19 protein-coding genes are annotated in these 22,460 nt (G+C 33.6%); 11 read left to right on the top strand and 8 right to left on the bottom strand.

The genetic code is table 11. The features are described 5' to 3' along the window. The first annotated feature begins 162 nt into the window (after positions 1–162). From AC2DZ0_RS04665 to AC2DZ0_RS04630, 8 genes are all read left to right on the top strand, one after another. Positions 163–1,263, top strand: a complete 1,101-nt coding sequence (locus tag AC2DZ0_RS04665; RefSeq protein ID WP_484491856.1) for a Re/Si-specific NAD(P)(+) transhydrogenase subunit alpha — start codon at positions 163–165, stop codon at positions 1,261–1,263. A gap of 11 nt (positions 1,264–1,274) precedes the next feature. After that, positions 1,275–1,583 (top strand): NAD(P) transhydrogenase subunit alpha part 2, encoded by a 309-nt coding sequence (locus tag AC2DZ0_RS04660; protein ID WP_484491855.1) that lies wholly within the window; start codon positions 1,275–1,277, stop codon positions 1,581–1,583. Positions 1,584–1,633: 50 nt separating this feature from the next. Further along, the gene (locus AC2DZ0_RS04655; RefSeq protein WP_484643984.1) at positions 1,634–3,028 is read left to right on the top strand and encodes an NAD(P)(+) transhydrogenase (Re/Si-specific) subunit beta; all 1,395 of its coding nucleotides are present in this window, start codon (positions 1,634–1,636) and stop codon (positions 3,026–3,028) included. Positions 3,029–3,196: 168 nt separating this feature from the next. Beyond that, complete coding sequence (gene hisS / locus AC2DZ0_RS04650; RefSeq protein ID WP_484491852.1) at positions 3,197–4,573, top strand: histidine--tRNA ligase; 1,377 nt, start codon at positions 3,197–3,199, stop codon at positions 4,571–4,573. A 23-nt stretch (positions 4,574–4,596) separates the two neighbouring features. After that, positions 4,597–5,283, top strand: coding sequence for a GTP cyclohydrolase I FolE (folE, locus tag AC2DZ0_RS04645; protein WP_484491851.1), 687 nt, complete (start codon positions 4,597–4,599; stop codon positions 5,281–5,283). 104 nt (positions 5,284–5,387) lie between these two features. Next, positions 5,388–6,506, top strand: a complete 1,119-nt coding sequence (locus tag AC2DZ0_RS04640; protein ID WP_484643983.1) for a DEAD/DEAH box helicase — start codon at positions 5,388–5,390, stop codon at positions 6,504–6,506. 65 nt (positions 6,507–6,571) lie between these two features. Continuing rightward, complete coding sequence (locus AC2DZ0_RS04635) at positions 6,572–7,621, top strand: flavin monoamine oxidase family protein (RefSeq protein ID WP_484643982.1); 1,050 nt, start codon at positions 6,572–6,574, stop codon at positions 7,619–7,621. After that, positions 7,608–7,874 carry a hypothetical protein gene (locus tag AC2DZ0_RS04630; RefSeq protein WP_484643980.1) on the top strand — a complete coding sequence of 89 codons (267 nt, stop codon included), beginning with the start codon at positions 7,608–7,610 and terminating at the stop codon, positions 7,872–7,874. Before AC2DZ0_RS04635 ends, AC2DZ0_RS04630 begins: the two co-directional genes overlap by 14 nt. 24 nt (positions 7,875–7,898) lie before the next feature. Here AC2DZ0_RS04630 and AC2DZ0_RS04625 read toward each other — a convergent pair whose 3' ends face one another. The 3 genes from AC2DZ0_RS04625 to gcvT form a co-directional block, all read right to left on the bottom strand. Next, positions 7,899–8,357, bottom strand: a complete 459-nt coding sequence (locus tag AC2DZ0_RS04625; protein WP_484491847.1) for a GyrI-like domain-containing protein — start codon at positions 8,355–8,357, stop codon at positions 7,899–7,901. A gap of 63 nt (positions 8,358–8,420) precedes the next feature. Then, on the bottom strand, positions 8,421–9,116 hold the full coding sequence (locus tag AC2DZ0_RS04620; protein ID WP_484643978.1) for a helix-turn-helix transcriptional regulator: 696 nt from the start codon (positions 9,114–9,116) through the stop codon (positions 8,421–8,423). A 12-nt stretch (positions 9,117–9,128) separates the two neighbouring features. Next, on the bottom strand, positions 9,129–10,211 hold the full coding sequence (gene gcvT / locus AC2DZ0_RS04615) for a glycine cleavage system aminomethyltransferase GcvT (protein WP_484643976.1): 1,083 nt from the start codon (positions 10,209–10,211) through the stop codon (positions 9,129–9,131). A 261-nt stretch (positions 10,212–10,472) separates the two neighbouring features. Here gcvT and AC2DZ0_RS04610 point away from each other — a divergent pair, with 261 nt between their 5' ends. Continuing rightward, positions 10,473–12,302 (top strand): sulfatase-like hydrolase/transferase, encoded by a 1,830-nt coding sequence (locus AC2DZ0_RS04610; protein WP_484643974.1) that lies wholly within the window; start codon positions 10,473–10,475, stop codon positions 12,300–12,302. A gap of 68 nt (positions 12,303–12,370) precedes the next feature. Here AC2DZ0_RS04610 and thrC read toward each other — a convergent pair whose 3' ends face one another. From thrC to thrA, 3 genes are read right to left on the bottom strand one after another with little or no spacing between them, the layout of a single operon-like run. Continuing rightward, positions 12,371–13,669: a threonine synthase gene (thrC, locus tag AC2DZ0_RS04605; RefSeq protein ID WP_484643972.1), complete on the bottom strand. Its 1,299-nt coding sequence runs from the start codon at positions 13,667–13,669 to the stop codon at positions 12,371–12,373. 38 nt (positions 13,670–13,707) lie between these two features. Then, positions 13,708–14,631: a homoserine kinase gene (locus AC2DZ0_RS04600; protein ID WP_484491842.1), complete on the bottom strand. Its 924-nt coding sequence runs from the start codon at positions 14,629–14,631 to the stop codon at positions 13,708–13,710. 19 nt (positions 14,632–14,650) lie between these two features. Beyond that, a complete protein-coding gene (gene thrA, locus AC2DZ0_RS04595; RefSeq protein ID WP_484643970.1) occupies positions 14,651–17,101 on the bottom strand; it encodes a bifunctional aspartate kinase/homoserine dehydrogenase I in 2,451 nt (816 codons plus the stop codon). 484 nt (positions 17,102–17,585) lie between these two features. Here thrA and AC2DZ0_RS04590 point away from each other — a divergent pair, with 484 nt between their 5' ends. Continuing rightward, positions 17,586–19,094 (top strand): hypothetical protein, encoded by a 1,509-nt coding sequence (locus AC2DZ0_RS04590; RefSeq protein ID WP_484643968.1) that lies wholly within the window; start codon positions 17,586–17,588, stop codon positions 19,092–19,094. Positions 19,095–19,157: 63 nt separating this feature from the next. Here the strand turns inward: AC2DZ0_RS04590 and lysA are convergent, their stop codons facing one another. Together lysA and pepT are read right to left on the bottom strand one after the other, a co-directional pair. After that, positions 19,158–20,363 (bottom strand): diaminopimelate decarboxylase, encoded by a 1,206-nt coding sequence (gene lysA / locus AC2DZ0_RS04585; protein ID WP_484643966.1) that lies wholly within the window; start codon positions 20,361–20,363, stop codon positions 19,158–19,160. A 159-nt stretch (positions 20,364–20,522) separates the two neighbouring features. Continuing rightward, positions 20,523–21,764, bottom strand: coding sequence for a peptidase T (pepT, locus tag AC2DZ0_RS04580; RefSeq protein ID WP_484643965.1), 1,242 nt, complete (start codon positions 21,762–21,764; stop codon positions 20,523–20,525). A 284-nt stretch (positions 21,765–22,048) separates the two neighbouring features. Between pepT and AC2DZ0_RS04575 the strand changes: the two genes are divergently transcribed. Beyond that, on the top strand, positions 22,049–22,453 hold the full coding sequence (locus AC2DZ0_RS04575) for a DUF1842 domain-containing protein (RefSeq protein WP_484491837.1): 405 nt from the start codon (positions 22,049–22,051) through the stop codon (positions 22,451–22,453). Positions 22,454–22,460: the final 7 nt, after the last annotated feature.

The raw sequence follows: 22,460 nt of genomic DNA, 5'->3' as shown, positions 1-22,460 counted from the left end.
ATTATCGTGTTTTCATTTTAGCTAACTTAGCCGACTTAAAATAACTGGATTTTATCCTAGTTATCCTTGAAATTACCCTTTTGCAATTATTTGCAATTGGTCTATTTCAAAAATCACTAAAATGAACATATTTATTAATTAAAAATTAAACCACCAGAAAATATGAAAATAGGCATATTGAAGGAAACACAAAAAGGTGAAAAACGTGTCGCAATCTCTCCTAACATTGCGAAACAATTTGCATCTAAAGGATTTGAGTTGTTGTTAGAAGAGGATGCAGGTAAAGCATCATCTTACAAGAATTCGGATTACAAGGAAGTTGAGGTAAAAGTTGAAAAAAGAGAAGTTGTTTTTAAAGAGGCAGATGTACTTGTAAAAATCAATCCTTTTGATGAAGAGGACCTTAAATTAGTTAACAAAGGACAAGTATTGGTAAGTCAATTATACCATAAGTCAAGTCCAGAATTGATCCAAGCAATTGCAGCGAAAGAGGCGACGGCATTTTCACTGGATGCGATACCTAGAATCTCTAGAGCGCAGGATATGGATGTGTTGAGTTCTCAAAGTAATTTAGCAGGTTATAAGGCTGTAATTTTAGGGGCTTATGAAATGACAAAGATTTTTCCTTTGATGATGACTGCAGCCGGAACGATTACACCTTCCAAAGTGTTGATTTACGGGGTAGGAGTTGCTGGATTACAGGCAATTGCAACTGCGAAAAGATTAGGTGCTGTGGTTGAGGCTACGGATATTAGAACAGAAACGAAAGAACAAGCTGAATCATTAGGAGCTAAATTTATTTCTGTTGATAATTCTGGTGAAGAATCAGAAGGAGGATATGCAAAAGAGGCTTCGGATGATTATAAGAAAAGACAAAAAGAAGCTGTAGACAAATCTTTGTTTCAGGCGGATTTAGTTATTACTACTGCGAATATTCCAGGAAGAAAAGCCCCTGTTCTAATAACAGAAGAACAAGTTTCTCAAATGAAAAATGGAGCTGTGATCGTTGATTTGGCAGCTGCACAAGGAGGTAACTGTGAGGTGAGTGTGATGAATAAGACTGTTGTTAAAAACGGTGTGAAAGTTATCGGTACTACGATTGCTCCAGAAAGTGTTTCAACCAATGCAAGTGAATTGTTTGCGAAAAATATTTACAACTTTTTAAATCATTTAACTGAGGAAAATCAGTTTAAATATGACTTAGAAGAAGAAATTACTGACGAGACTTTAATCGTTAGAGATGGAACAATTAGAAAAAATTAAAAATATAGATGATGAACGAATTAATTGAATTTATAAGTAACAATCTTCAAATTACTTACATATTAATATTAGCAACATTTGTAGGGATTGAAGTAATTAAAAGTATTCCGGCTGTATTACATACGCCTTTAATGTCTGGTGCAAACGCCTTAAGTGGGGTGGTAATTGTAGGGGCAATTTTGGTAATGTTACATTCTGATCCAACGGATTATGTTGCATTGGGACTTGGTTTTGTAGCTGTTGTATTAGGAGTTCTAAATGTTGTTGGTGGTTTTGCGGTTACTGACAGAATGTTAGAAATGTTTAAAAAGAAAAAATAATAAATCTATTCTTTATAGTTTACTATAAAAAGATTTTAAAAATATAAACGATGAGTATTTTATTAAGTATAATCTATCTTATATCAACGGTAACGTTTATCGTTGGTCTTAAAAAATTAGGACATCCAGAGACTGCCAAAAGCGGAAATTTAATAGCGGCCTTAGGAATGGGATTGGCAATTGTTGGAACGATTTTTATCAATGATATTGAAGTGCCAACTATTATTTATGTATTGATTGGCTTGGCAATTGTTATAGGATCAATCATGGGATGGTTGATTGCTATGAAAGTAGAAATGACAAAAATGCCCGAATTGGTTTCTTTGTTTAATGGTTTTGGTGGTGCAAGTGCTGCATTAATTGGAGTGGTTGAATTTATTGGAAATGACAATGTTGCTGGAACTGAAGCTACAATTATTTCAACAATATTATCTGCCATTGCAATCGGTGCTATTACCTTTTCAGGAAGTTTGGTTGCGTGGGGAAAGTTAAATGGTTCTTTAAAAAGTGTTGTTAAGATTCCTCAATACAACATCATTAATAATTTAGTGATTATTGGAATTGTTGCTTTTTCTGCTTTTATAGTGGTTACAGGATCAGATAGTCAAATTTTATTGTACGGACTATTGGCTGCTGGATTATTGTATGGAGTTTTGTTTGTATTGCCTATTGGTGGTGCAGATATGCCAGTTGTAATTTCATTATTAAACTCTCTTACAGGTATTGCAGCCGCTATTACAGGTATTCTATATGATAACATGGTAATGTTGGTAGGTGGTATTTTGGTTGGTTCAGCCGGTATTATTTTAACTGTGGCAATGTGTAAGGCTATGAATAGAACATTAGGTTCTGTTATTTTTGGTTCTTTTGGAGCATCTGCAGTCGCTGAAGAAGGAGTGAACAAAACTTTGGGAACTATTAAGAAAACGACTTCTAGTGATACTGCAATTATGATGAATTACGCATCAAATGTAATAATTGTTCCTGGTTATGGTTTGGCAGTTGCACAGGCGCAGCATGTTATTCATGAACTAGAGGAGATTTTAACAAATAAGGGTGTAAACGTTAAGTATGCAATTCATCCAGTAGCAGGTCGTATGCCTGGTCATATGAATGTACTGTTAGCTGAATCTAATGTTGAATATAGTTTACTTGCAGAAATGGATGATATCAATCCTCAGTTTAATAATGCTGATGTTGTATTGGTGGTTGGAGCAAATGACGTTGTGAATCCAGCGGCACATAATGATCCTTCAAGTCCAATTTACGGAATGCCTATTTTGGATGTTGAAAATGCAAAACATATTGTAGTAAACAAACGTAGTATGAAAGCGGGATATGCTGGAATTGAAAACGAATTGTTCTATAATTCTAAAACTTCTATGTTATTTGGTGATGCTAAAGATGCATTGACAGAATTGGTAGGAGAGTTGAAAGGGATGTAATTTCTTTTTAGAATCGACTAAAAAGCCTAACAGATCAGAATAGATTTGTTAGGCTTTTTTTATGCTTGAAAACCGAAGTTTACATGAATAAAATATTCATTAATTTTCATAATAATTTTGGTGGTTGACATCTGATTTTTTCGGATATTTGCAGCTTATTTTTTTATCATGGCACAAAAACCAAGTATTCCAAAAGGAACGAGAGATTTTTCTCCAATAGAAGTTGCAAAACGTGACTATATTTTTGGTACTATAAAACAGGTATTTCAAACTTTCGGATTTCAGCCGATAGAGACACCTTCTTTTGAAAATTCATCAACGTTGATGGGGAAATATGGTGAAGAGGGAGATCGTTTAATTTTTAAAATATTGAACTCAGGTGATTATTTGAAAAAAGCGGATGAAAAGCTGTTATCGGAAAAACAAAGTACGAAGTTAACATCTCAGATATCTGAAAAAGCTTTGCGTTATGATTTAACAGTTCCATTTGCAAGATATGTTGTGCAACACCAAAATGAATTAGAATTGCCTTTTAAAAGGTTTCAAATTCAGCCGGTATGGAGAGCAGATCGACCTCAAAAAGGACGATTTAGAGAATTCTATCAATGTGATGCTGATGTAGTAGGAAGTAAGTCCTTGTGGCAAGAAATTGAATTTATTCAATTATATGATACTGTTTTTAGTAAGTTAGGTTTAGTCGGTACGACTATAAAAATCAACAACCGAAAAATATTGTCTGGGATTGCTGAAATTATTGGAGCCAAGGATAAATTAATTGATTTTACAGTTGCTTTAGATAAACTAGATAAGATAGGAGCAGAAGGAGTTACGAAAGAAATGTTAGGAAAAGGAATTTCTGAAGAAGCGATTGAAAAAGTGGCACCTTTGTTTTCTTTTAACGGTTCTAGTTCTGAAAAATTGAATCAGCTGGATGAAATGTTGGCAAATTCTGAAGAAGGTTTGCAAGGGGTTAAAGATCTTAGGTTTGTTGTTGATAAAATTGAAGCACTCGGGTTAGAAACTGCATCTTTAGATGTTGATGTAACCTTAGCGCGAGGATTGAATTATTATACAGGGGCCATCTTTGAAGTTGCAGCTCCGGAAGGTGTAAAAATGGGATCCATTGGAGGTGGTGGTCGTTACGATGATCTTACCGGTATTTTTGGATTAAAAAATATGAGTGGTGTCGGGATTTCTTTTGGTTTGGATAGGATATATTTAGTTCTTGAAGAATTAAATTTATTCGCAAAATTTGAAAAACCAAGACCAGAGGTAGTATTTATTAATTTTGGTGATGAAGAAGCTTTTTATGCTACTAAAGCTATTAAGGTTTTGCGTGCAGAAGGAGTAAAAGCAGAATTATATCCAGATGCTGCAAAAATGAAAAAACAAATGAACTATGCTAACAAAAGAGAAATCCCTTTTGTAGTAATAGTGGGCTCAAAGGAAATAGAAGCGAATACATATACATTAAAAAATATGCAAAGCGGAGAACAACAGGAATGTAGTTTAGAAGAATTACTTCAAGTGGTGATTAATTCGTAAATTTGCAACATAATATAAGAACAATGTTTGAAGGTAAAAACGGAATGAGTATTGATAACATAGATGAGATCGGAGAAAATCATATCGCTACTTCAGCAGAGACACCTTTGCGTGATGATGCTTTTGATATGTCAGATTCAGAGAAAATTAGTATTATTCAAGATAAAGTAAAAGATATCCTAACTACTTTAGGGATGGATTTGACTGATGATAGTTTACAAGGAACTCCTAAGAGAGTTGCAAAAGCATTTGTAAATGAATTGTTTTCTGGGTTGAATCCTGCTAATAAACCAGAATTGTCAACTTTTGATAACACTTATAAATATGGTGAAATGTTGGTAGAAAAAAACATTGTTGTTTATTCTACATGTGAACATCATTTACTTCCAATTGTAGGAAGAGCACACGTTGCTTATATTTCAAAAGGAAAGGTAATAGGTTTGTCTAAGATGAATAGGATAGTGGAGCACTTTGCTAAAAGGCCTCAAGTTCAAGAAAGGTTAACAATGCAAGTGGTACAAGCTTTACAAGAAGCTTTAGGAACAGATGATGTGGCTTGTGTAATTGATGCCAAACACTTATGTGTAAATTCTAGAGGAATTAAGGATATTGAGAGTAGTACTGTGACTTCAGAATATGGAGGTGCCTTTAAAAAGAAGGAAGTTCGAAGAGAATTGTTAGACTATATAAAATTAGAAACTAACGTCTAGTTTATAAGAGTAAAAAAAGCCGCTTCAAGCGGCTTTTTTAATATCATTTTTCTAAAATTACAAGTAGAATTAAAACTATCTTTGCATTCTAAAATTATATCATTTTGAGTACATTTTCAGATTTAGGAATTTCTAAGGATTTCCAAAAGGCATTAAAAGAGAATAATATCGTTTCACCTACAGATATTCAGGAGAAATCTATTCCGGTTTTATTGAAACAACAAACTGATTTTATTGGTTTAGCGCAAACAGGAACAGGTAAAACAGCAGCCTTTGGTTTGCCTATTTTACAAAATATAGATCCTAACAAAAATGAGATTCAAGCGTTGATTTTATCTCCAACCAGAGAGTTGGTACAGCAGATTAATAAGCAGTTATTTCGTTTTACAAAATATGCGCCTACTAAAATATTTTCGGAAGAATTATATGGAGGAGTTAAAATAGATGTTCAAATTGAAAAGTTAAAAAGACCAACTCACTTTGTTGTGGCTACTCCAGGTAGACTTGTTGATTTAATTGAACGTGGTGCATTAGATTTGACTAAAATTAAAACAATTGTTTTAGATGAGGCTGATGAAATGTTGAGTATGGGATTCAAACAGGATTTGAATAGAATCCTTAATTACACCAATGGAACAAGAAATACTTGGTTGTTTTCAGCAACAATGCCAGAAGAAATTAAAAGAATAATTAACACTTACATGTCTCCGGATGCGATAAAAGTGAGTGTTGATGTAGATACTTTAATTAACAAAAATATTACACATCAATATGCTGTAGTTAATGGAAAAGAGAAATATAATGCTTTAGTTTCTTTTTTAGAGCAAAACCCTGATGGAAGAGGAGTCGTGTTTTGTAAGACTCGAGCTGGAGTTCAGAATCTTACAGAATATTTGCAAGAAGATGAATTTTCTGTTGGTGGATTAGAAGGAGAAATGGGGCAGCGTGATCGAGATAAGGTAATGCGTGCTTTTAAAAATGGAACACGTCAAATATTAATTGCAACGGATGTGGCTGCTCGTGGAATTGACGTTAAAGATTTAGCGTTTGTAATTCATTATCAGTTGCCAGAACAGCTAGAGTATTATACACATAGAAGTGGTAGAACTGCAAGAGCTGGTAAAAAAGGAATTTCTTTAGCTCTAGTGACAGCAACGGAATTAGGGCGTTTAAGAGAAATTGAAAATGACCTAGAAATTAGAGCAAAACAAGTTAGTATCTAACTTTTATATCGACTATAATAAAAGCCTGTTTAATTTATAAACAGGCTTTTTGTATATTAGAACAAATGGAGAAAGAATATAAATATTTAATAATTGGTGCCGGTTTATCTGGTCTGGTTACAGCATATAAACTCAGGCAAAGTGGTGAAGAAAATTTTGTGATTCTAGAATCTAGATCAAGAGTAGGTGGAAGGGTGTTTACTAAAGATTCCATTGATTTTGGAGCTACTTGGTTACAAAATTATCATACTAATTTATTAAGTCTGTTGGAAGAATTAAATATTCAAGTGTTCGATCAGTTTTCAAATGGGAAAAGTGTGCTGGTTTATAGTTCTATGTCTCCTGCTCATTATTTTGAAATGGATGCCTCTCAGCCTTCTTCTAAACGAATTATCGGGGGGACTCAGCGACTTATAGATGCTTTGTATCAGAAGGTAGAAGATAAGGTACTTTTGAATGTTAAAGTACAAGAGATTAAAAACCATGATAGTAGGTTACTGGTAAATACTGAGAATACAGATTTCTCTGCGGAAAAAGTTGTTTCAACATTACCACCATTGTTAGCTTCCGAAATAGCCTATCAACCTAATTTACCAGATAGTCTGAAAATAGTTATGGAACAAACGCATACATGGATGAGTAATGCGATTAAAGTTGGAATACATTTTAAATCTCCCTTTTGGAAAGAAATGGGGTTCTCTGGAACTGTTATAGGACAGGCTAGCCCGGTGGTTGAGTTGTATGATCATACCAATTATAAAGAAGATGTATTTATATTGAAGGGCTTTGTAAACGAGAGCTTGCGAGAACTATCATCAGATACTAGAAGAGATAGAATACTTAATTTTTTAGAAAAATATCTTGGGGAGGAAGTACACAACTATCTAAGTTATGAAGAAAAGGATTGGTCTAAAGATGTGTATACTTCTGGTGATAGTTTAAAATCCTACTATCTAAGTCCTCAGTATGGAAATCCTATTTTTAAGGAATTGTATTTTGATTCTAAACTGTTGTTTTCTGGTACTGAAACCTCAGAGAGCTATGGTGGTTATTTGGAAGGAGCTGTCATAAGCGGCATCAATGCATTTAAATTGATATCTGATGAAACTAAGTAAATCGAGTAATTTGCTTATTGGGATTCTTTGCGATATAATTGGAATGGGCTCATATTTGTTACCTGGTGCAGGTGAGTTTTTTGATGTAATTTGGGCTCCATTATCACTCTATATAATGATCAAAATGTATAAAGGAACGGAAGGAAAAGTGGCAGGTGTGGTTTCTTTTATTGAAGAAGCTTTGCCGATAGATTTTGTTCCAACTTTTACTTTAATGTGGATATATACTTATAAAATTAAAAAAGGACAGTAATTTTTTTTTACTGTCCTCATTTATTTATTGTACTGCTATATAGATACTAGCTTCGCCGTTTGTAGGATTCATTGCTTTTTCATCATAAACCTCTAAGTCTGTTGTATAGGTTCTGTTTAGATTTGTATTCCAAATTTCTCTCCATGTATTAATTACAGCATCTTTGGTTAAGTCTCCTTTTGCTGTGAATTTCTTATAATGTGCCTTTGGAATTATTTTTACAGTCAGGTCTTCTGGTACTTTGTCTAGATTTGAAACTTCATGACCTAGAATTACTGTATAGTTTCCATTATGATCAGATTCATAATCTGTGTATAAAGCATAAATGGTTTCATCTTTTTTATGCGGTAATGTTTTTAATGATTGAGTTTGCATAAATTCATGCCATAGTTTTGGAATTTGAATTTCTGCTTTTCCAGCATGGTTAGAAGTTCTTGTTTCAATACCAACAATGGTTAGTGCGTTTTTTTCTACTGTATTCATAGGTGTTAAATTTTTAATTCGAATCAAAAATACACGTCATGAATGACACAGTTATGTCAGGGGTTATTGCTTCGAGTAAAAATTTTTATAAAATTCTTTTAAAGTCATATTATGTGAATCAAAATGAATTGAAGTTCGTTTTATATTTTCGATATGATCTACTCTAAACATTCTAAATTCTTGTCTTAATCGACAATAAGCAATCAAGAGCCAGTTTTCTTGGGTACTATATAGGGCGAAAGGTTCTACTTCCCGATTGGTGGTTTTTGACTGCAAGGAGAGATAATTTATTTCTAACAGTTCAAAATTTGTTATTGCCGTTTGTAAGAGCATCAGATAATTACTTGTTTTCTGTTGCTGAAAGTTTGCATTAAAATAAACTCTGTCAGAAAGCAAAGCCGTTTTCTCTTTTTGTTGAGATTTAAGTGTTGCCTTTATTTTTAGAATCGCCTCACTATAGTGGTTTGCAAAAGAAGAATCTTTATTTTTTAGAATTAACTGTTCTGCGGTAATCAAGGCATTAGCTTCTTCTTCAGTAAACATCACCGGAGGTAGTTTGTATCCTTCCATCAAAGAATAGCCTTTTCCTTCTTCTGTAAAAACAGGAATACCTGAGCTTTCTAAAGTTCGTATATCCCTGTAAATGGTTCGAATACTAACCTGATGCTTTTCAGCTAAAGTTTTTGCAGTTGTTATTTTTCGAGTTTGTAGCTCAGTAATTATGGAAGTAAGTCGTGATATTCTAGGTTTCTCTTCCATTTATTTAGGGTATTATTTTTTGTAAAATGGAAGCTTAACTACTTGAGCTTTTAGTTGTTTTTTACGAACTTGGATAAATATTTCACTTCCTACAGTTGAAAATTCAGAGCTTACATAACCCATTCCAATTCCTTTTTTTACCGTTGGTCCCATCGTTCCAGAGGTTACAACTCCAATAGTATTCCCGTTTGTGTCTACAATTTCATAATCCTTTCTTGGAACACCTCGATCTATTAATTCAAATCCTACCAGTTTTTTTGAAACTCCAGCGTCCTTTTGAGATTTTAGAAATTCACTATTGGTAAACTCTTTATTAAATTTTGTGATCCAACCCAACCCAGCTTCAAGAGGAGAGGTTGTGTCATTGATATCGTTTCCGTATAAGCAATACCCCATTTCCAAACGAAGGGTATCTCTTGCGGCCAATCCTACAGGTTTGATGTCAAAGTTGGCACCAGCTTCAAAAACTTTGTTCCAAATTTGCTCCACTTCTGAGTTTTTACAATAAATTTCAAAACCTCCAGAACCTGTATATCCTGTTGCAGATATGATAACATGTTCAATTCCTGCAAAATCTCCAACTTTAAATGTATAAAATTTAATATCAGCTAAAGAAACAGAAGTCAAACTTTGCATTGCCTCTACCGATTTAGGTCCTTGAATAGCTAATAAAGAATAGGCATCTGATAAATTACGCATGCTAACATTGGCCGTATTCTTACTACTGATCCAGTTCCAGTCTTTTTCAATATTAGAAGCATTGACAACCAGTAAATAAGTGTCTTCTTTTATTCGATAGATTAAAAGATCGTCAATAATCCCACCTTCCTCATTTGGTAAACAGCTGTATTGTGCATCTCCAATTTTAAGAGTACTAGCATCATTTGTGCTAACCTTTTGAATCAGCTCTAAAGCACCGTTTCCTTCAATCAAAAATTCCCCCATATGAGAGACATCAAAAACACCAACACTTTCTCTTACAGCACTGTGTTCAGCGTTTACACCTTCGTATTGTATTGGCATATTGTAACCAGCAAAAGGTAAAATTTTTGCGCCTAAAGATTCATGTATATGATTTAACTGTATGTTTTTCATGAGTTGGGATTTATTATCAATTACGAGTGCAAATTAAAGAAAATTTAATGCAAGTTGAGAAGCAATTGAAAGAAATCCTTTCATAATATGACAAGATTTAAGTTTATAGATTGTTATACAATTGAAGAATTAGAGTTTTTTGTTCTTGATATAAACTTATACGTCTAGATATTATCTGAACATATTTAGAATTGCTGTTTTCTTCAATTCTTTCTGAAATTGTATTTCTGTACATTTATCATAAATTATAAAAAGTGAATTATGAATATTAAATTTTATACCGGTTGTTTGCTTGTGTTTTTAAGTCTTAAAGGTTGGACTCAAGCTCAGCCAAATATTTTATGGATTGTTACTGATGATCATAGAGCAGATGCTTTGTCATGTTTTAATAAGGCAACTACAGGGCAATCTGAAAGTGCTTTGGGCTATGTTTCGTCTCCAAATATTGATCAACTAGCAGATGAAGGAGTGCTATTTGTAAATGCCTATTGCAATTCCCCAGCTTGTGGTCCTTCAAGAGGGGCGATGGTAAGCGGAAGGTATCCATTTAGATCTGGTCATTACTCCTTTAACCCAACACATCAGGCGCCTGATTTTATCAAACCAACTTTTCCACAGCAGCTTCAAAAGAAGGGGTATAAAACCGCCTTATTCGGTAAGGATGGATGTTATATTTTTCAATGGGGACCAGGCCAAGGGTTTAAAGATGCACAACATTATAATTCAAAAGTTAGCTTTAAGCACGATATACAAAAGCATGATCTTGGTGATTTTTGGAACCAACCTAGATATGTTAAGAATACATGGAAAAATTTAGGAACTGAGGAACGAGTTAGATATGCTGATGGAACAATTAAAACCTATCTAATTAAAACAAAAAATGGTGAGATTTCTCAAGAGGATAAAGAATTAAAAAAGAAAGTAGATCAAGAATTTGAAATTCTTAGAGCCTATAAAAGATATAATAAAGATCTTATTATAGGTGGAGAAAACCCATTGCCAGCCGGTGAAACGATTGATGCTAAAATAGTAGAAGAGTTTAAAAGGTTTTTGAATAATAAAAATGGATCCTATAAAACTACCTGGGGAGCGCCAAGAAAAGGAGCCGAATCAGAAACTCCATTAATGGTTAATTTAGGGTTTCATTTACCACATACACCAGTATTACCTCCTAAGTCTTTTAGGGATGATTTTAAGAATAGAGCTTATAAAATTCCTGAGTTTGATGTAAGAGATATGAAAACTTATACCCCGCAGATGCAAAGACTTTATAGGAATTTGAATATGCACGAAATGTCGGAGAAAGATAAAATTCAAGCGATTCAAGATTATTATGCATTTTGTGCCTATGGCGATTCGCTAATAGGGGATGCAGTAGCTACTTTTAAAGAGTATTGTAAAGAGAATAATCAAGAGTATTTAATTTTATTCACCGTAGGGGATCATGGATGGCATTTAGGAGAACAAGGAATTGAAGCTAAATTTGGTCCATGGGAAAAATCTACGAAAGGAGCAATGATTATGGTTTCTTCGGATAAGACTAAAGTACCTAGTGGTATTGTTAAAAATCAGTTGATAGAATATGTTGACATTGCACCTACGATTTTAGAGGTGTCGGGAGAGAATATTAAGGATAAAAAGTTTGATTATTTAGATGGATCGAGTTTATTTACTTTTTTAGAGAACGACAAAGAAGTAAGAGAGTATGTGTTGGGTGAGATAAATTTAGTGGCTGGTCCAAGAGCCTATATAAGATCAAAAGATTTTGCTTTTTCGATGCGAACAAGACCTCAAAGAAAATTATCGCCAAACCAAAATGTCAAATGGGCACTAGAATGTTCAACAAAAGAAGCAGAATTAGCACTGTATGATTTGCGAAAGGATCCGCATGAACGAAATAATGTGGCAACTGCTAAGGAATATAAAAAACTAGCAGCCTGGTTTAGAAATAAACTTGGAAATATTGTTCTTGGTGATGGTCGTATTGAATGCGATTGGTCTCAAGAGAATAGTTATAATCTAAGTAATTTTGCAAAAGGAAGCGATGATAAAAAGTTAAAAATACCGAAAAAGATGCTACCAAAATTATAGAGTGAGCTCAAAAAAAAACTCGAATGTAAATTATTATATTCGAGTTTTTTGTATTTGAAAAAATCTTTTTAAGCTTTTAAAAATGATTTTAACTCATTGTATTCTTTGATTTGCGTAGCTTCTTTTTTTAGATCAATTACCGCTTTTATTTGCGAAGGAATTTCAATGTTTTCAGCAACGCCAGGATAAAGAACATCTAAAAATTTAACAGGATGTGCAGTTTCAAGGAAAATACCTTGAACATCGTTGTTTGTTTTTAGGTAATTTTTTAAAGCTAAATATCCAATTGCTCCATGCGGTTCAGCAACATAATTACAACTTTTGAGGAGGTGTCCTAAAGCAGCAGTAGTTTCTTCATCAGTGTAACTAAAACCAGATAGATTTTTTCTCAATGCTTCTAGGTTGTTGTTATGAATTTCTTCAATTCTAATAAAGTTACTAGGTGCCCCAACATCCATAGCATTTGAAATAGTTTGAATTGAAGGTTTAGGCTCGTATTTACCAGTTTCCAAATAAGTAGGAACTACCTTGTTGGCATTGGTTCCTGTAACAAAATGTTCAATAGGTAAACCTAATTTTTGAGCCATCATTCCAGCGCATATATTTCCATAGTTTCCACTAGGAACAGAAAAAACTAATTTTTTAGATTTATCCTTTAATTGTTTATAAGCAAAAAAGAAGTAAAACATTTGTGGCAACCATCTTGCAATATTGATAGAGTTTGCCGATGTTAGTTTCATATAATCGGTTAGATCAGAATCTAAAAAAGCCTTTTTAACCATCGCTTGACAGTCATCAAAAGTACCTGTAACTTCAAGAGCTTTGATATTTTGACCCAATGTAGTTAATTGCTTTTCTTGAATGTCAGAAACCTTTCCACTTGGATATAAAATAACAACATCTACACCTTTAACTCCAAGAAAGCCGCTAGCCACAGCACCACCGGTATCTCCAGAAGTAGCCACTAAAACTGTAACATCCTCTTGTTTTTTTGCTTGCGTATTGAAGTACCCTAAACAACGAGCCATAAAACGTGCTCCCACATCTTTAAATGCCATGGTAGGACCGTGGTATAACTCTAATGAAGAGATATTTTTATCAACGGGAACGACAGGAAAATCAAAACATAAAGTTTCTTCGATAATTCTTTTTAGTTCATTTTCTGGAATTTCATCACCCACAAATTGTTTGATTGCTTCATAAGCAATTTCATTATTGCTATAATTCTCAATATTTTCGATAAATTCTTTAGAAAGGGGAGTAATGCTTTCAGGAAAGTACAAACCTTTGTCTGGAGCCAATCCTTTGACTACAGCTTCCTCAAAAGAAGTATTCGGTGCTTTTTTATTTAAACTAAAATAGTTCATGTTGTGTTAATTTCGGTGAACTTCGTTAAAAGTGAAGTTTATTTAATTATTTTTATTCCTTCTGTGTTGATTTTTGAAATATGAACATCATAGTCAATACCAACATTTTCGTATACGTTTTTCATAGCTTCTGCTACTTTTTCAGCGGTTTGTTTTCCTTGACTAAGTGCATAAATCGACGGTCCAGATCCTGAGATACCTGCTCCCAATGCACCAGCTTTAATACTATCTTCTTTCACTGCGTCAAATGCAGGTATTAAAATAGATCGAATAGGCTCAACAATGTGATCTTGCAGAGAGCGACCAATAAGTCCGTAATCTTCTGTGTATAGGCCGCTAATAAGTGCACCCACATTTCCCCATTGTTTGATAGCTGTTTTTAAAGGAACGGATCCTCTTAGTATTTCACGAGCATCTGAAGTTTTAACTTCAATTTGAGGATGAATTACAGTTGCATATAATTCTGATGGTGTATGTATCTTTAAAACCTCTAAAGGTTCCGTACTTTTTACAAGTGTAAAACCGCCTAATAGGGCAGGAGCCACATTGTCTGCATGGGCAACACCACTAGCCAAACGTTCCCCTTGCATAGCAAACTCAATCAAATCGTGGTTAGAGAATGGTTTTCCTAATAACGCATTTATTCCAAATACTGCACCAGCACTACTGGCTGCACTTGATCCAATTCCACTACCTGGTTTGATATTCTTATAAATTTCTATTTCAAAACCAAATTCAGTATCAACTTTTGATAATAAGGCTAATGCCGCAACACCAGCTACATTTTTATGAGTTGTTAAAGGTAAATCTTGTCCAACAATTTTAGTGATTGTAACTCCTTTCTTGGCAACCTTTCTAATGATCATTTCATCACCAACGTTGTCTAAAGCAAGTCCTAATACATCAAAACCACAAGATACATTGGCAATAGTAGCAGTACAGAATAATTTTATTTCTTCCATGTCAATTATTATACGTTTGTTATCCTCTACCAATTCTAATAATATCAGCAAAAATTCCAGATGCCGTAACATCTGCACCAGCACCAGCACCTTTAACGATTAGTGGGTACTCTGGATATCTTTCTGTAAAGAAAAGTACAATATTATCACTTCCTTGAAGATTAGAGAAAGGATGCTTACTATCAACTTCTTGAAGGGATACATTTGCTTTTCCATCAACAAATTCAGCAACGTACTTTAATTCTGCGTTATTTGCAGCTGCTTTTTCTTTGATTGCCTCGAAGTGTGCCTTTTCTGAAATCAAAGTTTTCTTAAAGTCTTCAATAGAATCAGCTTCTAAACTTGCCTTAGGAAGGAAAGAAATATTTTCAATATCTTCTAAATTCATCTTTGTACCACTTTCTCTGGCTAAGATTAAAATTTTACGAGCAACATCTACACCGCTTAGGTCAATTCTTGGATCAGGTTCTGTAAAACCAAGTGCACCTGCTTCATCAACAATTTTGGCAAAATCTCCATCTCCAACAAACGAATTAAAAATAAAGTTAAGAGAACCGGAGGCTACGGCTTGAATTTTATGAATTCTATCACCAGATAAAACTAGATTATTAAGTGTATTAATGATAGGTAATCCTGCACCAACATTTGTTTCAAACAAGTAAGGCGCATTGTATTCCTGTGATAAAGATTTTAATTCAGCATAAATTTCGTAATCAGAAGAAGCTGCAATTTTATTACAAGTTACAACGGCAATACTTTCTTTTAGATAACCAGCATATAATTGAGCGATATCATAATTAGCTGTATTGTCAACGAATATACTATTCGCTAAATTTAAAGCTATCACATTGGCATGAAATTGATTTAAATCTAGGGCTTCACCGTTTTCTAAAAGATCATTTTTCCAATCAGAAAGATCAATACCTTCTTCTTTAAAAAGCATTTTTTTAGAGTTAGACAAAGCAATTACATTTACTTTTAACTGTAGTTTTTCAAGTAAATATTGCTCTTGAGCTTCAATTTGTTCAATTAATTTACCACCAACATTACCTACTCCTACAACAAATAAGTTTAGGTGTTTTACTTGGTTTTCAAAAAACTCATTATGTAAAGAGTTTAATGCTTTTTTTATGTTTTTGCTTGCAATCACTGTTGATATATTCTTTTCAGAAGCACCTTGTGCTATCGCTCTAATATTAACATTATTTTTTCCTAGAGTACTGAACATAGTACCGCTAATTCCTTGGTGATTTTTCATGTTATCTCCTACTAAGGCAACAATCGCTAAACCACTCTCTACTTGAAGAGGTTCTACTTTTCCTAATGCAATTTCGTAAGCAAAAGCTTCGTCAATGATTTGTTTCGCTTTCGCAGCATCTGAATCATTGATACCAATACAAATTGAATGTTCTGAAGAGGCTTGTGTGATTAGTGTTACATTTATTTTCTCTTGTGATAAAGTTTCAAATAAACGCTTAGAAAAACCAGGAATTCCAATCATTCCATTTCCTTCAAGGGTGATTAAGCTTACACCGTTGATATGGCTAATTCCCTTAATCAAGGTTTTACTTTCATTGTTGTTTTTTGAAATATAAGTTCCTGGAGCTTCTGCATCAAAGGTGTTTTTAATCACCATTGGAATTTCTTTTTTAAGCACAGGTTGTACCGTCGGAGGGTACAAAACTTTTGCTCCAAAATGAGATAATTCCATAGCTTCTTGATACGAAATAGCAGCAATTGGGTAAGCTCCTTTTACTAGTTTAGGGTTAGCAGTGTACATTCCACTAACATCTGTCCATATTTCTAAAATGGAAGCATCCAAAGCAGAAGCAATAATTGCAGCAGTATAATCAGATCCTCCACGTCCTAAAGTTGTTGTTTCTCCTTCTTTGTTTGCAGCAACAAATCCAGGCATCACGATAATTTGAGAATTATTTTCTTTAAAAAATGAAACGATGTTTTTAGAAGTAGTATCAATATCCACAGAAGCTTGGGTAAAGTTATCGTCTGTAAGAATTAATTCTCTACTATCTTTGATATCTACATTTTCTACTTTTGCTTTTAATGCATTTACTACAATAAAAGAAGAAAGTCTTTCACCAAAACTTACAATTTTATCATGGGTTTTGTTAGAAAATTCTTTCAACAAAGAAATTCCTTCCAGAGTGCTTTGTAATTCATTTAAGATTTTTTTCAAACCTCCAAGAACACCAGATTGTTTGTCGATAGGAATCAACGAACGTACTGCTTCAATATGTCTTTTTTCAATAGCTTCAAAGCTTGCCGTAAAGGAACTATCTCCGTTCTTCGCAAGGTCTCCAGCTTCAAGTAAAGTGTCTGTGGTACCTCCAAGGGCAGATACAACTACCACTAATTTTTCTTGTTGAGAACTTTCATTAAGGATATTGATTACCTTCGATATGTTTTCTGCATTTGCTACCGAAGTTCCTCCGAATTTTAAAACTTTCATTTTTTATTTTTTATAACCCTCATTTAAAAGAGAGTATTTGTATTTTCTTTGTGTTTTTTACCCGTGCTATAAGTTAAGTCTAACTTTTTAGACATAGGATTTGTTTGATATGTATAATGGATTAACCCCAAAGGGTAGTAGTATTTCCAGTAGTGAACATAGAAATATTTCCTAAAGAATTAGGAATGTATGTAGTATATGTATTTTTCTTTGAAAAAATCATGCTGCAAATATACAGAAATCTATTAAAAAGGCGCTTTGAATATTGAAAAAAAAAATCACCAAGTTTTTGAAGAAAATCAGTGGTTTTATAGGGAAGGTTTTGAGTTTATGAAAATGCCTATTCGGATCTTTATTTTATGCAATTATTGTTTTTGTGCTCAGAATTTATACGGTTATGCTAGGATATATTACAACAACGACTTAGGGCAAATTAAAGATGGAAGAAAAAATATCTTTGGATTCTACATATATTAAATTTATTATGAAAAAGAACAGATTAACAAACAATTTAAATTTATTCATGGTTGCGATATTTCTAAGTATTGTTGCCTGTAACAAAAAGGAAAAGCAGAAAATTTATAACGAAGTAAAAACAGAGCTAAGTTGTATTGCTGAGCCGAGCTGGTTTCCTCACAAGAATACCCCGGCTCCAAAAGAGGGAAAAGATAGTCCGTTTGCAAATGGTAAAACGGTAACGAATTTAGATTTTTACAAATGGTCTTGGCAAAAATTTTTATGGTTGACTAAACCTATAGAAGTTACTAGAAAGATTAATTTGATGGATGGGGCTAAACCGAAACCGTTATATGTTGTAGATACATTACCTCTATTTTTAGTAGAAGATAGAATTATTGCAATTGATGATGCTATGGGAGAAATAAAAACTAGAGCAGGGGCTAATCTACATTTGATTTACAATCAACAAGCATGCTCCAATGAAGTTTTGAAAAGTAATCCAAATTATAATTCAGAAAATACCTCTTTCGAAGTTTTATATTCTTTACATACAAGTCCGATCATGATGGATGCTGCTCATAAGTATATTAATGAAATGGATAAAGGTAAGTTGGACTCTGTTGTAAATTACAAAGGGTTTCCAGTAGGATCGTTAGAGTTAAAGGTTTCTTGGATTGAAGTGGCTGCGCTTCCAAAGCAGGAGGTTGCTGATTATTACGTAACTGCTGGTGCTATAAGTAGAGATGGAGGTAAGACTTTTACTGTGAAAAATGTGGCAATGTTGGGAATGCACGTTGTTGGAGTTGTTGAGAATCACCCAGAGTTTGTTTGGGCAACATTCCAGCACAAAGGAATGACAGTAGCCTATGATTTTCCAAAAAATAAAGCGACTTCAGCGAATGAAAAATTGTTGTTCAAAAAAGGAAGTACAACCGGAATTGATGGGGTTTTGTTTCCGCAAAACAAAAGGAAACCAACACCTTATGAGGCTTATGAGCTATTTGCCTACGGAGTTCCTTTAAACAAAGATGGTTCTTTTATGAAGACATCGCAAAGCGAGCCTAGCAATTTAAATAATATCAAAGATATTAATAGATGTGTTGCTAACAACTTAAATGATGTTTTCAAAAATTATTTCTGTAATGGTGCTGTATGGTTAGATACGGAGGATTATAAAACTGCAGAGGATCAAGGAAAAATGATCGTTGACTTAGGCAATAACATTGCATCAGCTGAGCCCAAAGGGAAGGATGAATTAGGACTTTTAAGAGGTTCTACGAACTGTGCAAATGCTACAATGGAGACGTTTACACAGACTTTTGAACCGAGTTTAGATTCAGTAAAGGTAAGTTCTTTGGCAAATTGTTTTTCTTGTCATACGGCTCCAAGTTTTAAAAACAGCAGTATAAAATCACCTTTGTATTTGAGTCATATTTTTGATGCTGCCGTGCAAAGAAGTAATGGTAGTACTGACAAACAAATTGAGTTGATGAAAAATAAACAGGTATTAATGCATTTTATTGAGCATAACTAAGTTAGTTTTAACAATAAAAAAGGCGCTATAATTATAGCGCCTTTTTTTGTGAATTATACTTTTTTAAAAGTTTGCTTCTATTTGATTTCTTAAAATATCATCCATAGTTTCTCTCTCTCTAATTAGATAGTCCTTACCGTTGTAAATCATTACTTCAGCTGGTCTAAACCTAGAATTGTAGTTGGATGCCATTGAAAAGCAGTAAGCACCTGCATTGTGAATGCATAAAACATCTCCTTCTGATACGGTTCCTAAATTTCTTTTTGCACCAAAGGTGTCAGTTTCGCAAATATAACCTACTACAGAATATTCTTGCTCCTCAGCATCAGGGTTAGAAATATTTGTGATATGTTGATAGGCATCATACATCATTGGGCGTATCAAGTGATTCAAACCACTATCAATACCGGCAAAAGTAATATTAGGTGTTTCTTTGATTACATTTACTGTAGCCAAGAATTTTCCTGATTCGCTTACAAGGAATTTCCCTGGTTCAAAAATCAAGGTCAATTCTTTTCCGTATTCTTTACAGAAATTATTAAAGCTGTCTCCTAATAAAACCCCTAATTTTTCAAGGTCTGTTTCATTATCGCCTGGCTTGTAAGGAACTTTGAAACCACTACCTAAATCTACAAATTCAATGGTCTTAAACTGTCTTGCAATTCCCAGTAAAATTTCAGTAGCTTCAACAAAAGCTTCTAAATTAGAAATATCAGATCCAGTATGCATGTGCACACCATTTATTGTCATCCCTGTCTTAGAAACTACTTCCAGAATAGCATCAATTTGAGAAACTGAAATTCCAAATTTAGAATCAATATGACCTACTGAAATTTTAGCGTTTCCTCCAGCCATTACATGTGGATTCATTCTAATTGCAACAGGATAATCTGGAAAGTCTGATCCGAATTTTTCAAGACTATATAAATTGTCTAAGGTTATTTTTACACCTAGATCTTTCGCTTCAACAATCTCTTGATAGGAAACACCATTAGGAGTGTAAGAAATATTTTTTACATCAAAACCTGCATGTATACACAATTTTACTTCTTGTATGGAAACACAGTCAGTACCAGAATTCAATCGATTTAAAACTTTTAAAACATTAAGGTTTGTATTTGATTTTATCGCATAGTTTATCTTTACGTTTTTGACTCCAGAAAAAGCATTCATCATACGATTGTACTGTGATTCAATTTTGTTTGCATCGTAAACATAAAGCGGTGCTCCATATTTTTCTACTAAAGATAAAAGTAAATGATTGTTCATTTTTATTGTGTTTATATTCTAGTGCAAAGATTCAACTATTCTTTAAAATAGAAAGTCTTTTTGATTGATTTTATCAAAATAATACAGATTGTTTAATTCTAAACAAATTGTGTGTTTGATTATGAGTGGGTTATAGGGAACTAAAATTGTTGGGAGTAGTTAAGAATTAACCTGCTCTGTATTTCCTACGATTTCTGCAATCTTGACAATCACCTCAGTTGCCTTGATCATAGATTCAACAGGAATATACTCGTATTTTCCATGAAAATTATGTCCACCCGCAAAAATATTTGGACATGGTAGCCCTTTGAAGGATAACTGTGAACCGTCAGTTCCTCCCCGTATGGCCTTAATAATAGGTTTTATTTCTAGCTGCTCCATGGCACGTTTTGCAATATCAACAATATGCATAACAGGTTCTATTTTTTCTTTCATATTGAAATATTGATCCTTTATTTCAATCGAGATGATATAGGAGTTGTATTTTTTATTGATAGTTTCAGCAAACTCTAATATTGTTTTCTTACGTTTTTCAAATAATTCAAAATCATGATCACGGATTATATATTCTAAAACAGTTTTTTCAATATCCCCTGAAAAGGTGTGTAAATGGAAGAATCCTTCATATCCTGTGGTTTGTTCGGGAACTTCATTGGTAGGTAACAAGGCAGCAAATTCATTTCCAATTAGAATTGAATTAATCATTTTACCCTTTGCATAACCAGGGTGTACACTTTTACCTTCGATAGTGACGGTGGCTCCTGCAGCATTAAAATTTTCATATTCTAACTCACCAATTTCACTTCCGTCCATGGTATAGGCCCATTCTGCCCCAAATTTTTCAACATCAAACAAATGTGCTCCTTTTCCAACTTCTTCATCAGGGGTAAAGCATATTCTTATTTTTCCATGTTTTATTTGTGGGTTTTTTATAAGATATTCCATGGCAGAAACAATTTCAGTAACACCGGCCTTGTCATCTGCCCCAAGCAAAGTTGTTCCATCTGTGGTGATAAGTGTCTGACCTTTGTATAAAAGTAGATCTTCAAAATAATCCGGAGATAAAATGATATTCTTTTCCTTATTTAGCACGATGTCTTTCCCATCATAGTTTTCGTGTATTTGTGGATTGACATTCGTTCCGGAAAAATCAGGGCTCGTATCAATATGAGCTACAAAACCAATGGTAGGTACTTCCTTGTCAATATTACTGGGTAGGGTAGCCATGATATAGCAATTGTCATCTAAAGAAACATCCTGCATACCGATGGTCTTTAATTCATCAACCAAAATATGAGCTAAATCCCATTGGTTTTTGGTACTTGGAAAATCAGGGTTGTTTGGGTCTGATTGCGTATCTATTTGAATGTATTTTAGAAATCGGTTTACAATTGGGTGCATAAGATATATTTTGTTCAAAAATAAGATTTCCAAAAATACTGACCATATAAAGAGGGAAGAATAATCAAATAAGAAACTTTCTTATACCAAATAAAAAAACGCTTATTCCTAAATTTTAGCGTTAATGGAATTAAAGAAAAATTGTAGAGCTTATAAAGCTAGTTTAGTGAAAGAAATATAGAAGGAAACCTTCTAGTGTAGCTACAAATATTTCTTTTGAATTGGTGTATTCCGAAAAACCAAAAAAATAGAGTAGGAACAATTAAATTATTAAATCAAACGCTATGAGTACAGTAACTGAATCGAAAACAAACATTGCATCTGCATATTTAACAAAAGGAACAATTGGAAATGTTGGGTTGCCAGGAGCACCTATTGCACATTTTTCTTTAGTGGTAGTAGCTGCAACGAATACAGTTTCAGGTGTAGTAGAAATTACACAAGCGATCGACGCAAAGCCTATCCAAGTTCATGTAACTGGAAATATTAGATATACAGGATATGGAAAAGTAACTAAAATTGTATCTTTAAAAGGACAATATGTAGTTTCAGTTCCACCTCCAGCAATTGGAAGTTATTTACAGGACTTTACAGCTTATATGGATATTGATGATAGCTGGAATGGAGTAGGTGGTTTTACATATGGTTCTACTGAGATAACTGATGTTCCTGTGAACTCTGATAATTAATTTTCTC

Source organism: Flavicella sp. IMCC45668 (assembly GCF_057219105.1).
The sequence above is the reverse complement of the archived record's forward strand: the minus strand, read 5'-3'. Positions and strand labels throughout refer to the sequence as shown.

Coding starts and splice junctions, on each gene's coding strand:
- AC2DZ0_RS04665 (WP_484491856.1), top strand. CDS start 163: ATGAAAATAGGCATATTGAAGGAAACACAAAAAGGTGAAAAACGTGTC.
- AC2DZ0_RS04660 (WP_484491855.1), top strand. CDS start 1,275: ATGAACGAATTAATTGAATTTATAAGTAACAATCTTCAAATTACTTAC.
- AC2DZ0_RS04655 (WP_484643984.1), top strand. CDS start 1,634: ATGAGTATTTTATTAAGTATAATCTATCTTATATCAACGGTAACGTTT.
- hisS (WP_484491852.1), top strand. CDS start 3,197: ATGGCACAAAAACCAAGTATTCCAAAAGGAACGAGAGATTTTTCTCCA.
- folE (WP_484491851.1), top strand. CDS start 4,597: ATGTTTGAAGGTAAAAACGGAATGAGTATTGATAACATAGATGAGATC.
- AC2DZ0_RS04635 (WP_484643982.1), top strand. CDS start 6,572: ATGGAGAAAGAATATAAATATTTAATAATTGGTGCCGGTTTATCTGGT.
- AC2DZ0_RS04630 (WP_484643980.1), top strand. CDS start 7,608: ATGAAACTAAGTAAATCGAGTAATTTGCTTATTGGGATTCTTTGCGAT.
- AC2DZ0_RS04625 (WP_484491847.1), bottom strand. CDS start 8,357: ATGAATACAGTAGAAAAAAACGCACTAACCATTGTTGGTATTGAAACA.
- AC2DZ0_RS04620 (WP_484643978.1), bottom strand. CDS start 9,116: ATGGAAGAGAAACCTAGAATATCACGACTTACTTCCATAATTACTGAG.
- gcvT (WP_484643976.1), bottom strand. CDS start 10,211: ATGAAAAACATACAGTTAAATCATATACATGAATCTTTAGGCGCAAAA.
- AC2DZ0_RS04610 (WP_484643974.1), top strand. CDS start 10,473: ATGAATATTAAATTTTATACCGGTTGTTTGCTTGTGTTTTTAAGTCTT.
- thrC (WP_484643972.1), bottom strand. CDS start 13,669: ATGAACTATTTTAGTTTAAATAAAAAAGCACCGAATACTTCTTTTGAG.
- AC2DZ0_RS04600 (WP_484491842.1), bottom strand. CDS start 14,631: ATGGAAGAAATAAAATTATTCTGTACTGCTACTATTGCCAATGTATCT.
- thrA (WP_484643970.1), bottom strand. CDS start 17,101: ATGAAAGTTTTAAAATTCGGAGGAACTTCGGTAGCAAATGCAGAAAAC.
- AC2DZ0_RS04590 (WP_484643968.1), top strand. CDS start 17,586: ATGAAAAAGAACAGATTAACAAACAATTTAAATTTATTCATGGTTGCG.
- lysA (WP_484643966.1), bottom strand. CDS start 20,363: ATGAACAATCATTTACTTTTATCTTTAGTAGAAAAATATGGAGCACCG.
- pepT (WP_484643965.1), bottom strand. CDS start 21,764: ATGCACCCAATTGTAAACCGATTTCTAAAATACATTCAAATAGATACG.
- AC2DZ0_RS04575 (WP_484491837.1), top strand. CDS start 22,049: ATGAGTACAGTAACTGAATCGAAAACAAACATTGCATCTGCATATTTA.